Source organism: Shewanella sp. KJ2020, assembly GCF_024197625.1.
Taxonomy (GTDB): Bacteria; Pseudomonadota; Gammaproteobacteria; order Enterobacterales; family Shewanellaceae; genus Shewanella.
Genome location: NZ_JAKUKD010000030.1, coordinates 117,467 through 132,739 on the forward strand (window position 1 = coordinate 117,467; position 15,273 = coordinate 132,739).

At 43.7% G+C, this 15,273-nt stretch carries 10 protein-coding genes; 4 read left to right on the plus strand and 6 right to left on the minus strand.

What is annotated here, in order from left to right:
• Positions 1 to 48: 48 nt before the first annotated feature.
• Complete coding sequence (gene nqrF, locus MJO46_RS15930; protein ID WP_253990167.1) at positions 49 to 1,266, plus strand: NADH:ubiquinone reductase (Na(+)-transporting) subunit F; 1,218 nt, start codon at positions 49 to 51, stop codon at positions 1,264 to 1,266.
• 97 nt (positions 1,267 to 1,363) lie between these two features.
• Here the strand turns inward: nqrF and MJO46_RS15935 are convergent, their stop codons facing one another.
• Positions 1,364 to 1,684, minus strand: coding sequence for an ankyrin repeat domain-containing protein (locus MJO46_RS15935; protein ID WP_253990168.1), 321 nt, complete (start codon positions 1,682 to 1,684; stop codon positions 1,364 to 1,366).
• Positions 1,685 to 2,222: 538 nt separating this feature from the next.
• Between MJO46_RS15935 and MJO46_RS15940 the strand changes: the two genes are divergently transcribed.
• Positions 2,223 to 3,566 carry a hypothetical protein gene (locus tag MJO46_RS15940; protein WP_253990169.1) on the plus strand — a complete coding sequence of 448 codons (1,344 nt, stop codon included), beginning with the start codon at positions 2,223 to 2,225 and terminating at the stop codon, positions 3,564 to 3,566.
• A 574-nt stretch (positions 3,567 to 4,140) separates the two neighbouring features.
• On the opposite strand, the gene MJO46_RS19940 is transcribed toward MJO46_RS15940, so the two are convergent.
• Both MJO46_RS19940 and MJO46_RS15950 read right to left on the minus strand, forming a co-directional pair.
• Positions 4,141 to 5,307 carry a methyl-accepting chemotaxis protein gene (locus MJO46_RS19940; RefSeq protein WP_301542010.1) on the minus strand — a complete coding sequence of 389 codons (1,167 nt, stop codon included), beginning with the start codon at positions 5,305 to 5,307 and terminating at the stop codon, positions 4,141 to 4,143.
• Between the two features lie 393 nt (positions 5,308 to 5,700).
• Positions 5,701 to 5,880 carry a CCGSCS motif protein gene (locus tag MJO46_RS15950; protein WP_253990170.1) on the minus strand — a complete coding sequence of 60 codons (180 nt, stop codon included), beginning with the start codon at positions 5,878 to 5,880 and terminating at the stop codon, positions 5,701 to 5,703.
• A 408-nt stretch (positions 5,881 to 6,288) separates the two neighbouring features.
• On the opposite strand from MJO46_RS15950, the gene MJO46_RS15955 reads away from it, so the two are divergent.
• Entirely contained in the window at positions 6,289 to 7,485 is a 1,197-nt protein-coding gene (locus tag MJO46_RS15955; RefSeq protein ID WP_253990171.1) for a serine hydrolase, read from the plus strand.
• Between the two features lie 170 nt (positions 7,486 to 7,655).
• Here MJO46_RS15955 and MJO46_RS15960 read toward each other — a convergent pair whose 3' ends face one another.
• The 3 genes from MJO46_RS15960 to yjjX all read right to left on the minus strand — a co-directional run bounded on the left by MJO46_RS15960 (position 7,656) and on the right by yjjX (position 12,016).
• On the minus strand, positions 7,656 to 10,178 hold the full coding sequence (locus MJO46_RS15960) for an ankyrin repeat domain-containing protein (RefSeq protein WP_253990172.1): 2,523 nt from the start codon (positions 10,176 to 10,178) through the stop codon (positions 7,656 to 7,658).
• Positions 10,179 to 10,392: 214 nt separating this feature from the next.
• The gene (locus tag MJO46_RS15965; protein WP_253990173.1) at positions 10,393 to 11,355 is read right to left on the minus strand and encodes a bifunctional helix-turn-helix transcriptional regulator/GNAT family N-acetyltransferase; all 963 of its coding nucleotides are present in this window, start codon (positions 11,353 to 11,355) and stop codon (positions 10,393 to 10,395) included.
• A 121-nt stretch (positions 11,356 to 11,476) separates the two neighbouring features.
• On the minus strand, positions 11,477 to 12,016 hold the full coding sequence (gene yjjX, locus MJO46_RS15970) for an inosine/xanthosine triphosphatase (RefSeq protein ID WP_253990174.1): 540 nt from the start codon (positions 12,014 to 12,016) through the stop codon (positions 11,477 to 11,479).
• A gap of 262 nt (positions 12,017 to 12,278) precedes the next feature.
• Between yjjX and MJO46_RS15975 the strand changes: the two genes are divergently transcribed.
• Positions 12,279 to 14,843 carry an acylase gene (locus MJO46_RS15975; RefSeq protein ID WP_253990175.1) on the plus strand — a complete coding sequence of 855 codons (2,565 nt, stop codon included), beginning with the start codon at positions 12,279 to 12,281 and terminating at the stop codon, positions 14,841 to 14,843.
• The last annotated feature ends 430 nt before the right edge of the window (positions 14,844 to 15,273 follow it).

A 15,273-nucleotide genomic window follows, 5' to 3' on the forward strand; every position in this document is an offset into this window, starting at 1 on the left:
GTGCTTGAAAAAGTGCAACCGCATTCTGTTTAGAAGAAGGGTTATCGGATGGAAATGGCAATAGGCATAGGCATGTTCACCTTAGTGGTGTGCCTACTGGTGATAGTAATCCTTATCGCCAAAAAGAAATTAGTGACTACCGGTGAGATCACTATCGGGATTAACGATGATGCTGAAAAAAGCATCAAGGTTGCCGCGGGCGACAAATTGCTCGGCGCGTTGGCGAGCCAAAGTATTTTTATCCCCTCGGCCTGTGGTGGCGGTGGGACCTGTGGCCAGTGCCGTGTAAAAGTCAAATCGGGCGGCGGTGATATTCTGCCAACCGAACTTGGGCATATCACTAAGAAAGAAGCCAAAGAAGGCTGTCGTCTCGCCTGCCAAGTCGCGGTGAAAACCGATATGGAACTTGAGCTAGACGAAGAAATCTTTGGGGTGAAGAAGTGGCAATGTGAGGTGATCTCAAATGATAACAAAGCCACCTTTATCAAAGAGTTATTATTAAAACTGCCCGAAGGTGAAGATGTGCACTTTAAGGCGGGCGGTTATATCCAAATTGAAGCGCCAGCCCATGTGGTGAAATATGCTGACTTCGATATTCCGGCTAAGTATCGCGGCGATTGGGAAAAATACGGTTTATTCGATTTAGTCTCAACCGTGAATGAAGATGTGCTGCGCGCCTATTCAATGGCAAACTATCCCGATGAAAAGGGTCGCATTATGCTTAACGTGCGGATTGCTACGCCACCTTCGGCCAGTGTGCCACCGGGTAAGATGTCATCCTATATCTTTAACCTAAAAGCAGGGGATAAGGTGACGATTTCTGGCCCATTCGGTGAGTTCTTTGTGAAGGATACCGATGCGGAAATGGTCTTTATCGGCGGTGGTGCGGGTATGGCACCGATGCGCTCGCATATTTTCGATCAGCTTAAGAGCAAAAAGACCAAACGTAAGATGAGCTTCTGGTACGGCGCCCGCTCGACCCGTGAAGTGTTTTACCAGCAAGATTTCGATACTCTAGCCGCCGAGAATGACAACTTTGTCTGGCATGTGGCGTTGTCGGAGCCATTACCTGAGGATAACTGGACGGGTTACACTGGCTTTATCCATAATGTGCTCTATGAGAATTATCTTAAAAATCATAAGGCACCCGAGGATTGCGAGTTCTATATGTGTGGTCCTCCAATCATGAACTCCTCAGTGATTAAGATGCTCGAAAGCCTAGGGGTTGAGCCTGAAAATATCCTGCTCGATGATTTTGGTGATTAGAGTGTAAGTGAACAAAAAAATCGCGTTAGGCCTAGCTAGTACAGCTGAGTCCAACGCGATTTTTGTTTTTAGGGCTTTTAGTTTTTGGTTTTGATATCTAGCTAAATGATGATTTACCGCCATGGCGGCTTAAATAGCTCACCATACGCTGACTCTCGGCGGTATAGCTCCCCATGCGAAACTCGCCCTGCCAGTAGGCTATATCGAGCGGATGATACCCCAGCGCATTTGGATGATTCACATCGGCCCCCGCATCCACCAATAGTTTGAGCAGTTCAAAGGATTGCATCTCACAGGCATGTAAGATTGCCGTCATGCCACTCTCATCCACGCCTTCAAGATCAGCGCCATTGGCAATAATACGCTTTACTGCAAGTGTATCTTTGGCTTTAACCGCATCGATAAGTTCAGTGCTCATAGGGATATTTAACCTATTTATTTGAAAACGCTAATATTAAAAATATTAGTCAGTATAGTGGCTTGTGATAGCGATTTTATATTGTTATCTACCTTGAACGGTTCGCCATGGCATTGACTCTCCGACACGCAGCAAGTCCATCCTTGGATGCTCGACCGCCCCGTCCATGGGGCGGACGGTCGTCTCGCCCACCACCATGGCTCACCTGTTGAGCATCTGTATAATATTTAGGTTCAATAGACGATAGAATTGCCGCGAACAACCACTTTTATGGCAACACCTTGTTACTCTAAGTTTTTCATAAGCATCAGGTTTTATTATATGCAATTAAAAGTGTAGTAATAGGTGTCTTAATAAATTCGTGAGTAAATTCACCTAACAAACGCCTCAAAGGGACTGTCAACGCGTGTCGTTTTCAGTTCTAATGAGCAGCGGTTGTTAAGGTTGTTAAGGTTGTTAAGGTTGTTGTGTTTGAGTCTAGTGCTATGCGTTGCCAGCCCCAAGGAGTGTGTTATAGCTCTAAAAGTGAGGAGAGCCTTTGAGTAGATATATTTTTAACGATCAAGCCTTAGGGCAGTATGATTTTGGTTTCCAACAAATTCAGATTAACAATGATTACACAGGAAAAACGGCTGCAGATATTGAGGAAATAATCAAGGTAGTAGACCTTGGGAATTTGAGCGATGCAGAGCTTGAAATATATAAAACCTATAAGCATGAGACAACTCATTTGTTAGACAGTACCTCAACTCTTTGGGGTATGGAGTACACTTGTAGAATGTATAACTGGTTTAATAACCAATCAGTAGAGTACTTAAAAGTTATCTCATTAAATGATGCTGAGATTCAGATGCACTCATATTTGCTGAAAGCGCCTTCTAAATTGCGTCGCTTCCTAAAATTGAAGTATTCCCTCGAATATGACGAAAGTTGTGGTGTATTTTTGCATATGCATTATTTAGACGAGTATGGTGATATTATTCAATCAACACCAATCACCATGTTATCTCTTTTGGAGGGGCATGCATATGTGCAAGAACAATTACTATCATGTGAACTACATGACAAAGAAGCCGATATAGTGTCATCTTCTTTATTAGCTTCAAAAGTTAGTAAAGATATTAGTTCACTCAGCGGTAGTGAATATTCATGCTTCTTAGCTTTAATCAATCAGTTATTTCCAGAATTAAAATTACGTCAGCAGCTTTTAATTATGGTTCTAATTTCTAGGTTTTCTCTAAATGCTCCAATGTTTTTTATTTGTGCATTTCCAGAGTATATTCTGAGGCATGTGTTTCATGGGGCGAAGCTAGAATTAGTCAGTGCTTTAAAAATGGAAATGTCTAGAGGAATGCACCGCAGTTCGCTTTGTCTGGTTTTACTGCTGTGTTTAGCTATGCACTCAGAAACAACTAGAAAAATCGATGATTCAACTAGTCTAAGGGAGATGGAAGATGTACTTTTAAAAGTATATCAAAAACAAGGTCAATCTATAGATGATGTTAGAGCTATGTTACGATTCCAATATAATTTTGATTTTGAATGCTTGTTGAAACTATTAGAGGAAAAAGGTGCGTATTTAGCAAATAGTCTTGCTATACAGTTCAAAAACAAGGATTGGTATTTTGATGATTTTAATGCTCTTGAACTACCAGACTTCTTCTTATCGAATGGAGATTTAGTGAAAGCATATAATCGTCTTGATTTTGACTCAGAGCAGCATTTAGACGACAAACTACGCATAGTAGTTGGTTTGGAAAAAGCTCTTAAAGAACTTGGTGTCACTAGGCAACATTTATATCCAAGCGTCTACCATGATTGGCTGAATAGAATTAAGTTAGGGGAGGCTGGGGGATATTATCCTTATGCGTCAAACGGGTAATAAAAACAATTTAAGAGTGATTCACCATGCTTGGTATTTTTGGTTAGGTTTTGGTATTTACGGAATTTAACGAGCCACTTATTGTTAAATTTTCAAAAAGTGATAGTAAGCGTTACTCAGTTTGCTTTGAATTACTCGCAAGTAACACAAAATCGACAGGAATTCACCTTCCCCTGCGAAGTTGTCGCAGGGCGTTGGAATAAATTGCGTGAGTCCGGTCATGGTCGTTCTCGTGCATCCATGTACTTCACGACATTCAGGCATCCTGCCTATCAGATGACTGGCTAGCTTTCGGACTCTCTCTTTAACGTCAAGGGGATGTACCATCGGAAGCGATAGCCTTTATCCATAAGACCAAGGCTAGTCTCTAATGCATGTAACTTCGCTAGGGGCGTCTTGGCAGATGTGAAAGCAGATAGGACGAGCAGTCCTCCTTGGTCGGGTGTGGGGTGAAGCCCCACGACTTTGACTTTGCTTTGATAAACACGAAAAAATCGAATCGGCGTAACTTTTATGCTAAAGATTACACCGATTTAGCCAGAGCAGGGTGGAGGCAAAAAAGTGCGTTATGTTGCTATTTAGTTTTAAACATCCCTAATTGGTGAACAATTTTTTCAGTAACTTGAGTTAAGCTATGGCCCTGCTGCTCTAATTCGATGCAATCATTTGAGTTGGAGCTTGAGAGGTGTTTTAATACCTCAATTTCCTTACTGACATCACCAACTAACCTATTAACATAGAGTATATCTAAATTATTATTTGTTCTATCTTGCCCAATCAAAGTTAAAATTTCACTGATGTTTTTACATGCAATATCTAATTCCGATTGGCTCGTTGTTGTGTAATCCGATAATAGAACAATCGCAGATGTTTGTGATTTCATTTGATTACCAGCATCAAGAACCGCTTTAGATATTCCTGATATGATTTGATTAATTTCATCTAAACTGCTTTGGGTTGATTTGGCTAGGTTTCTAACTTCATCGGCAACAACGGCAAAGCCTCGTCCATGCTCTCCTGCTCTAGCGGCTTCAATGGCAGCATTTAAAGCTAATAGATTGGTTTGATCGGCTAAGTTGTTGATAACCGATACCACTCCCTCAATGGCTTTTGTTTGTTGAGAAAGTTGATAAAATTTTGCCTGAAGCTCATCATTACTTGAAATAAATGAGCTTAAATCTTTAACCATAGCCCCCATAGATTCATTTGATCGAACAAGCCCTATTTGCGTGTTTTCTACTTGCTCGCGTGTTTTTTCCGCTTTAGCTTGTAGTGCTAGAGAGGTTTGGTCTAAGGCTTCTATTTGTGAGGTGAGAATACTGACCCGATTATCTTGCTCTTTGATACGTGACGAAATATTTTTTGCTTTTACTTTTAGAAGATCTGATATTTCATCAGAAGCTACGGCCTGTTGTTGAATATCGATGAGTGCAATTTTTACATTCTCTCTAAACGTGTTGATAACACTAAGCACTTTTTCCATTTCACTGTTATATAGGCTATTGATGGTGCATGGAATTGACAGATCTTTTCTTTCAAAGTTTTTCATATATTCGGTAACTTTCTTTAAGGAATCAACTCCCCAGACTTTTTCATCAATATCATGAATAATCAAAAACATTGTGATAATGTACTGAATTATCTGTGAAAATAATAGATCAGTGAAGAAAGTTGCATTCATAAAGAGTACAATAGCACCTAACCAGTGGATAAACCTCATGCGAATAAATAGTGAACGCATATTTTCCTCTATGTTTTCCTAGTGTCTGTTTTAAGACTTTGATTTTGAAAGTTTGAATGCACTGTAAAACTTAGCTGGTAATGATATAGTTTAGGCGTGATTTCAAATATTCATGGCATATTAAATCGAGTGTTTTATAGCCCTATGTGTTAGTAAACCAATCATAAGTATTTGAAGAGTGATATCGACTGAGCAAAACTTGACTCTTACATGTCGATATCAACCATAAAGAACAATAAAATAGCCTAGATGGGATAGAAGTGAGATAAGCATTGTCAGCTTATTTCCATTGTCCAAATAAAAAAACGCCACCAATGAGCATTTTTTTATCAATGCGCTAGCTATATCTATGCTATGCATGTGAGTCGATATTAAAATTCCAGGGTAAGTGGTTTATGAACATGAACCACAACAAAAACCAGGGGATTTAGGTTTTTCTACCGTATTCGTCTGTTCAGGTTGCTCTGTGTTTGTGATATCCGCCGCAGTGCTATCATCCGTGCTCGGCACAAATTGGGCTACATTTTTGGTTTTATCGTCAGTTTTAGTGAACTTAGTAAATAATGAACTCATCAGAACTACCTCTATTTAATCTATTAAGGACTAGTAATTATCAAACATGCTTATATTGCGCATGTTATGGTTGTTGACTGTTTTAGTCAACTATTTATCATTGCTTAATGCCTAAATCGTCTTAAGTTGCTTTTAGAAAGAGCCAACAGGCATAACTGTTATGCCCTAATTATTTACCCATATCACCAGAGCTCAAGGGCACACAATCCCCCTCGGAGTTGCCGCTGGGCAAATAGCGTTGTTGATTTGGTAAAGAGTGCGTGAGTCTCGGCATCTAATCCACTCACTTTAAAGACTAAATTCTGACTTTCATTCCCAATCTCAAAGCAGCATCACTTAACATCCCACTGTGATAAGCTGGCCGCTTTCTAATAAGGTAGTATCTACTAATTAAGTTAAGGATAACCTATGCGTTTAAGTGTAATCAGTACTCTGTTGACTGGTTTGTTATTATTCCCAAGTGCCAATAGTATTGCCGCATTACTTGATACTGGGGCTGAAAAAGCGCAGAGCGTGCAAGGTGATAAGTCGATTGCCTTTGAAAGCCAAACCGCGTCCTTTGTCTCAAAGGCGGCAGAGATTAAGACCTTAATCCAAGCCGCGATAGAGGATTCGCCGCAGCCATTTAGTGGCAGTGTTATCCTGCTCGAGCAGGGTAAGCCGCAGCTTGAATTACAAAAGGGCGAAGGAATCAGCAAAGATTCACGCTTTGTGATGGCATCGCTCTCTAAACTGATTACCGCAACCTTGGTATTGCAGGCGGTCGATGCGGGGAAAATCGACTTAAATCTATCGCTTAATCATTACCTTTTTGGTGATGCGAAGGGAGATAACACGGCATTAAAAGGCACTGTGGCGGGCACAAATTCAAGTGCGGATGCACTTAATCCCAGTCGTTATGACGAGCGGATTACGTTGCACCAATTGCTGACCCATACATCGGGTGTCGATAAACTGGGTAAGGCCAATCGCTTTGAGCCGGGTAGCCAATTTGAATACTCCAACTTTGGTTATTCGCTTTTAGGGCAAGTGCTTGAGAAGGTCAATCAACAATCCTTTGCCGAGCAAGTGGCGCAGTTTGCTACGCGATATCAGCTTAATGGTCTGAGTGCTGAGCTTGGCAGTATTGCGGCGATTCACGCCAAAGTGCCTTCACTCGCCGTTGGTTTACAGGAAAGTGAGGTGATTGCCCCCTCTGGTTTAGTGCTTGATGAAGCTTTGTTGCCCGTGGGGGGATTAATTGCCTCAGCCCCCACCTATGTCGCCTTTCAGCATTTATTACATTCTGGCAAGTTGATGAGCGCAAAGAGTTATCAACGTATGACAACGGCGTATACCGAGATCTCATTTTTATGGCCGAATATGCATTATGGCTATGGGGTGAGGATCAATAAGGACGATGGCCTCGTCGAATACAGTCATACGGGCTATTTATCTGGCTATATGTCGATGACACTGCATTATCCCGAATTTAATTTGGATCTGGTGATGCTGGAAAATCTATCGCTAAATCTTAATGATCGCGCTCGAGTATTTGAACTGCATAATCAGATACGTCAAATCATCCGTAGCCAGTTACTGCTTGCTAAAGCCTCTAATGCTTAAGTCTCTAATGTTTAAACCTTAGCTTTCGCCATTATGTTGGTTAATAGGCTGCTAAGTCTGCCGGTGTCAGGCTCCTAAGTGGCACTTTTTGTCAGGCTTACCCTTGAAAGCATAAAGCCCCAACGTTGGGGCTTTATTCGTGTGCTCATGGCAGCCAAGGTGCTAAACCGTTACCAAAAACGCTTTCTTAGCGCGGTCTCGATATCAATCTCAACTTTAAAGTACTGCAAAATTATCCAGACGGAATCGACTAAGGCTTCGGTAAGTGCAGGATAATCATCCTCGATAATTCCGTTAATTTCTTCGACGGTTTCATCGATATATTCTTGAACACCTTCCTCAAATTCGGCCTTTGTCGCTTGATTGCGGAAAAAGCTAAAGTGGTCGAGCTTTTCAATCAATTGATCGATAAGGGCTCTCACCGAATCGAATTGCTCAACTGTGATCGTGGGATCGGTGGCGATCAGTTTAAAAAAGCTCTGTACTTTGGTTTTGAGATCCAGCAGCGTTGGAATTTGCCCTCGATTTGCCGCCGCATTGCTCACCTCTAATCGGGTTTGTTTGGCGGGCACAGGTGTGACATTCACCCCAGACGCTTGTGGATTAGCCGTTATCGGATCGGCATTGCTCGAAGCTGTTGTCGGTACTTCACTATTATGGGATAGATTAGTATGGGATAGATTTGAATGGGATAGATTTGAATGGGATAGATTTGAATGGGATAGGCTTGCTGATGCTGGCGGTATCTCGCGCCCCAGTGTTTGCAGCAGTCGACGGCTGAAATAGCTTTCTGGCTCTGCCACTTCGAGTGCTCGCTCAAGCTGAGTTTCGCTATAGGGCACGATTTGCAGCAGTGCTTCGAAAATCTCCTTATATTCCAGCTCAATTGCCGCGACCAGTGGGCTATTGCCGCGGCAGTTTTCAGCCGTTAAGTCGGCGCCATATTGCTGCAATAGCTTTAAAATCCGTACCGCTGTTGATTCAAAGCGAGGAAACTCGATGGAACTGCCACCTATTAGGGCGCAAAGGGCAGGGGTGGTATCTTCAGCATTGATGGCATTAGGGTTTGCGCCATGTTCGAGTAGGGCTTCTACACAGGACTGCGCGCCGTAGTAACAGGCGCACATGAGTGGCGTAAATTGCTCATCGACTGAGAATTCTTCAATTTTAGCTCCGTGGCGCAGTAAGAGTTCCACAGTATTACGTCGCATGGGGCCAGTGATTTGATCCCACCAGTAGGTCGAAATCGCCTTGTGCAGAATAGGCGAATTATCGTGGCCGCAATGGGTAAAAATATCCCCGCCTTGGTTAATAAGCCATTCAAGTACTTGGGTTCGACAGGAGATAGCCGCCGCAGAAACATAGTTAGTGTTGTAGATATTGGTGAGGCTTAAATCCAGTCCCTTAGTGAGCAGATATTCCATCACTTGGATAAGCGTGGCTTGATCTTCTTTCCCCGAACCGCGCTGGCAGATAGTCAGTAAGCTTGGTTCATCCACAGCACCAAATTTTTTATTGATATCCATACCATATTTTATGAAGAGGTCGAGAAACTCGGGTAAAAAGGTTTTCTTCTCGACCATCGGATAAACCAATAGTCGTAAGTTCGACCAGGCCAACATTTCATAGGGTTTACCCGTGTTCATAAATTCGGCATTTGGATTAGCCCCATATTTGAGCAGCAGTTCAGCGGCTTGATAGATATAAGGCCGTTTATTCACATCGGTAAATGGGGCGTTATTAATAAATTGGTTGAGCACGGGTGAATGGTCGGCGTCAGGCGGTGTCATCCTATAGATGCGATTGATATCGACGGTCGCCTTAATCAATTTTTCGATAATTCTGAGGTCAAATTCCGAGGTCGATGCCGCATAGACCAAGCTTTTAGCGTGGGAGTCGGCTTTGAGTTGTGGATAATGGTCTAACAGGTATTCAGTGTATTCCTGCGCTTTGGCGTAAACGCACAGTTCTAATAGATTCGCATCATCCCAAAAGCTACTGTCATTCGCCATAATATAGCGTGACTTTTTAAAGTGAGGAAAGCGTTTCACTAAAGGTGAAAAGGCTTCAATCCCCCAAAAATCGCTCGAAGTAATAACATTTTCAATCAGGCTTAATTCACCAATATCCAGTGGAATGTCTTTATTAATGATATGCAGAAACAGATCTTTATTTCGCTCATCGACTAATATTTCTAACGGATGATTTAGCTCACCATTGGTCCAAAAACTCACCGGTTTATTGATGTCTAACTTAGCAGCAAGTAGAAGATCGATCATATCTCGACGTTGATGATCCTGATAGATATACTGCGGATTAGGGTGAAATAAATAGTTCAACCAGCAATTATTGTATTGATTTTGGTAGTAAAGATTGGCACCGGATGCAAGGTAAAGCTTAACTAACTCAGGATTATTATATTCGATAGCAGAATGTAAGGCACTGAAACCATTGCATTCAATCTGTGCGCCTTTCTCGAGTAGATACTGGATAAGCGTTAAATCCGACTCCGGGCTGCGGGAAAGCGGGACTAAGACATTACAGGGGGAAATATTAGGGTCAATAAAATTGAGATCCCCACCGTTAGCGAGGTATTTCTCAATTTTTTGTATTTTCTTGGGGGTCGAAATTGCCGAGTCTAAACAAATATCGCGCAGTGTGAGTTTACTATCACTAAAAATCCAATTTAGCATAATGTTCCCTATCTAATGCTATTAACAAAATAGTATCAATCGCTTTTCAATTAATTAATGTTGATAAAGTGAAATTGCCTATATTTTAATGCATTTAGTGACAGAAAAACTATGCTTTAAGACTGATAATTAAGGTCACATTCTATTTATAAAAAGCAGCAAGAAACCCATAAATGGCGATATGGGTTTGGTACTGTGAGTGATAGGTTTAGCTTTATGCTGGCTTAAGGTTCAACAACATGGGGATTTCGCAGGCATCGTGTCCTGTGTTACCCAGCGGCGCCGAAAGGTGGATAAAACCTAATTTTTCATAGAGTTTTATGGCTTCATTTAGCACGGCTGTGGTTTCTAAATAACAACTTTGGTAACCCGCTTCACGGGCAAAATCCAGTGCCATCAATGCCACACGTTTAGCGAGTCCCTTGCCGCGGATTTCTGGCATAAAGTACATCTTTTGCAGTTCACACACGCCATCGTTATTTGCCAGTGGAGCAATGCCGGCGCCGCCGAGGACGCGCCCCTCAACTTCTATCACCCAATAATTGGCGCCCGTTTGCGAATAAATCTGGCTGAGACAATCTAAGGTGGGATCGGCCACGCTATAGCCTTTATCTGCGGTTAAACCGTATTCGGCGGATACGGCGCGGATCACCTGAGCGATCGCGGCATCATCTTCGGCTTTGGCTTGGCGGATAAGACAGCCATTTTGCTGCTTAGCATTATGAATCGCTTGGTTATACAACATCAGTGCTTGCTCTATTTGCTGGGTTTGTGCCGGAGTGAGTTGGGCTAAGATATCTTGAAATAGCCGATTTTGCTGGGTATCTAACTTAGCTAATAATTTTTTGCCAGCAGTCGTGATCTGCACAACTAAACAACGGTTATCCCTAGGATGAATTTGACTCTGGGCGAGCTTTTTTTCGACCAGATGGCTAATCGCTCGACTGGCATTGGATTTATCTATGCTGAGTCTATAGGCGAGTTCTTTAATCGTCTGTGGTTGACGGCCAATTTCAAACAATGCATGGGCTTGCACAGGTGAAAGGGGTAAATCCCCGCAGGCGGCATTTAGCATGCCTAAATGTCTTACCATTGAACGGGATAACTGCCTAAGTTGGCTGGAAGAGCAGGTTGTGTGCGTCATCGTTTCCGGTAAATCTGTTGTCATTTGCGCCATAGTAAAACCAGTGTGTACAGTGGGAGTCGCATAGTGTGCGTTTGGTTTGAATGGACTTAGTTGTAAGTCACAACTAAGTTAGCGGGCTTTAATTGTGCTTGCAACATCTGATTAACAAAAATTATCTGTAAATGTCGGGATTTAATAGTGGAGCCATGGCAAGAATAATCGCCTGGGTGTAATTGCTCTCACGGGTCGCATGGCCGTGGGTCAGTAAACCTATGGCGCCGCCTTTTTGCTTAATATTGACGGTATTAAATAGCCTATCCATCACATGCCCAAGCTCTTCACCCGTTTTTAATGCCCGATAAACCTGCATTGGCAAAGGTAAAATTGCGCTGCGGCCAATGGCAAGTTGGTCTTTATGGCCGATGGCAATATAGGCGAAAGTGGCGGGGCCAAAATCGAAGTAATCGACGCCACCTTCCATCGCAAAATAGTAGTCGGCTTCTACCTGCTGCTGGCAATAGTTAACCCGATTGATGGCGCCTTGACGGGTATCGCTATCTGTCATGGGCTGCGCGGGGACGCCAGAAGGTGCGTCCATACCCCGAGTTTGGATCTCATATTCTGGGAATAGCTGTGCCATCGCATTGGCTGCGGCATTGATTTTGACTGGGTTTTTAGAGCCCACAACAATCTTGATAATGTTTTGTTGCATATAAGTTATTTATTTCTGGTTTTAATGTAGACGCTCGTTTGAATCATTGCTTAAATGGTCAGAGGTGTCTAAGCGTTTGGGTTTTCTATTTTGCCACAGTTGGCGGCGAAGCTCAGTAAAAATGCCCATGCTAGGGAGGAAATAGCCAGCCTTAGATACTAGGAAGCGACATGTGATTATTGCTCCTTCAGTAAGTTGGGCGGGGTAGGCAGTAAGGTTATATGTCACGCAATTGAAGGAACCAAACCAAGAGATAATAATAATGAAATTCAACAAACTCGTGATCGCTATGGGGATCGCCTGCGGGGTAATGCTCTCAGGTTGTAATGATAGCGAAGATAGCTCTACACCGACTGAACCTGAAAATAAACTGCAAACCTTTGCTCCCAATGGCCTGCTTAAAGCCAGCATTCGCCGAACCACCTATGGCGTGCCACACATTCAAGCCGATAACTTAGAAAGTTTAGGATTTGGTAGTGGCTATGCACAGGCGCAGGATAACCTGTGTGTACTGGCCGATGGTTTTATTAAGGCTAATTCACAACGTTCTATGTACTTTGGCCCCCACGCGTCGATTGATTTCACCACTGGGCAACCCACGGCGGAAGATAACGGTAACCTGATCTCTGACTTTGGCTATAAGGCCTTGAAGATCAGGGAGCAAGCCGAAGCTAAGTGGCCGCAGTTTAGTGAAAACTCTCGGGCGTTGATCCAAGGTTTTACCGCTGGCTATAACCAATACCTGAGTGATGTTGAAGCGGGTAAACAGACGGCGGAACCTTTCTGTAACGGCCAGCCTTGGGTGAAACCCATAGTGCCAGAGGATGTTGTTACCTATCTGTTTTCTATTGCTTTATTACCTGGCGCAGCTAACTTCCTCGATTTGATTTTCTACGCCAACCCTGGAGATGCGCAGGAATATATGCCGCGCATCGTCGGGCCAGCGCCAAGCCAAGCGCAAACCGCCTTTGTCGCGAATATGCAGTCTAAGTTACTGGCCCGCACGGCTCGTATTACGACGCCAGAGACCAATCCCCGTGATCTTGGTTCAAACGGTTGGGGTTTAGGTAAAGATAAAACCGAAAACGGTAAAGGTATGGTGCTGGGCAATCCCCATTTCCCACACACGGGGAACCTGCGCTTCTGGCAGTCCCATATCACTATCCCTGGGCATTTAGATATGATGGGCGGCTCACTTGTGGGTATGCCAGGACCGATTAATATCGGCTTTAACAAAGACTTAGCTTGGACGCATACCTTCTCAACCGCCGAACATTTTGTCATGTATAACCTAGAGTTAGTCTCGGGCGATCGCATGCAGTATTTGTTCGATGGTCAGCCAATGCCGATCACTAAAGAAACCGTATCTATTCTGGTTAACGCGGGTCCTGCGGGGATCCTAGTGGCAGAGAAGGATATTTACACCACGGCTAAAGGCCCTATGGTGGAAGCGCCGCCTACGCTTGCGCCTTTTGGTTGGGATGATGGCAGTGCCTTTATGATCCAAGATGCCAATATGGGGACGATGGACCCTGTGGATCATTGGTTAGCCATGAATATGGCAACGAATAAAACCGAGTTCCAACAGGCGTTTAAGGACTATGATGGTGTCATCTTCAATAATACTATGTACGCCGATAAAGAAGGTAATGCCTTTTACATCGATGACTCAACCGTGCCTGGGCTCTCCGAATCGGCAGTTGTAGTGCTAAAGACTTCACCGGATATTAAGGCGGCAAAAGAGAAAGCGGGCTTTACTATTTTACCGGGTAATACCTCTTTGTTTAGCTTTAGCGGCCCAACCCCCTATGAGCGTGCGCCTAAGCTTGAGCGCAGCGACTTTGTGCAAAACTCCAATGATTCCTTCTGGTCAACTAACTTGGATGAACCGCTGACTTACTTCTCGCCCATGTATGGTGAAGAAGCGGGGCAGTTATCACTGCGCACTCGTATGGGACTCACCCTAATGCAGGACGGCGCTGGGGCTGATGGCAAGTTTAGCCTAGAAGAACTCGAAGCCTCGGTATTATCCAACCGCAGCTATTTAGCCGAATTGGTGTTGCCAGAGTTACTCGCCCAATGTGATGCACAGGGCAGCACGCCTGTGGTGGTGTCGGCGGGTTTATCTAAGGATATTACTTCAGCTTGCGCGGCATTAAAGGCATGGAATGGTAAGCAAGATAACGATAGCAAAGGCGGTGCCTTACTGCGTGAGTTTGCCCATCAATTTAGCCAAGCGACTATGCTGACCCAAGGGTTCGATGTCGCCAATGCTGCTACTACACCTAAAACGTTAACGACAGATGGCAGTGCGTTAGTCGCGCTTGCCCACGGCGCACTGAACTTGGAGGCTGCAGGCTTTGCCTTAGATGCGCCCCTAGGTGAGGTGCAATTTGTGGAAAAATCCCTGCCTAATGGTACGCCAAGCGGTGCGCGTTTACCTTGGCCGGGGAGCCACAATGCCGAAGGTGGGTTCAATGTGTTTTCCACCAGTTTATCCGGTGATGACACTCTGATCCCGCAGCATAAATATGCCCCAGTGATGGATGTGGTAACAGGTAAGGCGATGAGCTCTGGCTTGACGGCTAAGGGATATCAGATCCGCTACGGTTCGAGTTGGATGATGGCGGTGAGTTTTACCGACGATGGTCCAGTGGCGCGGGGGATTTTAACTTACTCCGAGTCGAGCAATATTCTGACGCCAGAGTTTACCGATCAAAGCCTCTTATACTCAGATGCGAAGAGCTTCCGCCCCCTGTTATTTAAGGAGGCCGATATAGCGCCTGCGGTAGTGTCGACGACCGAGTTAAGTCTGCAAAAACCTTAACTGACGGCTCAACATAGCCAGACAAAAGGCCCATTAAATTGGGCCTTTTTTATGGGAATTTTGGCGCCCTGCAATGTAGCAAGTTGTGAAAATTTAACAATTGACCGAGTGATCTAGTTCAATGTTTTGTTGGCACTTGTGGATGAATGCTTGGTTTTTGAGTTTTTTGCGACCTTAATCCGTTCCGGCGTTTTTATCTGCGGATGCTGGATGTCGCAATCTAGGTTCTGTGGTGAATTTATTGTGTTTTCTGATGTTTTTATGTGATCTTTTTGATGCTGTTTTGAAAATTTATTACACATAATCATAGATCTAGATCCCAATACTGGCTTAACTTGAAATTCTCTTACTTAAAATGGTGTCAGATCAACTTTTGAGATCGCTTTTTGGTTATCCTTACCGCGAATTTTTTATGCCAGTCACACCGTAA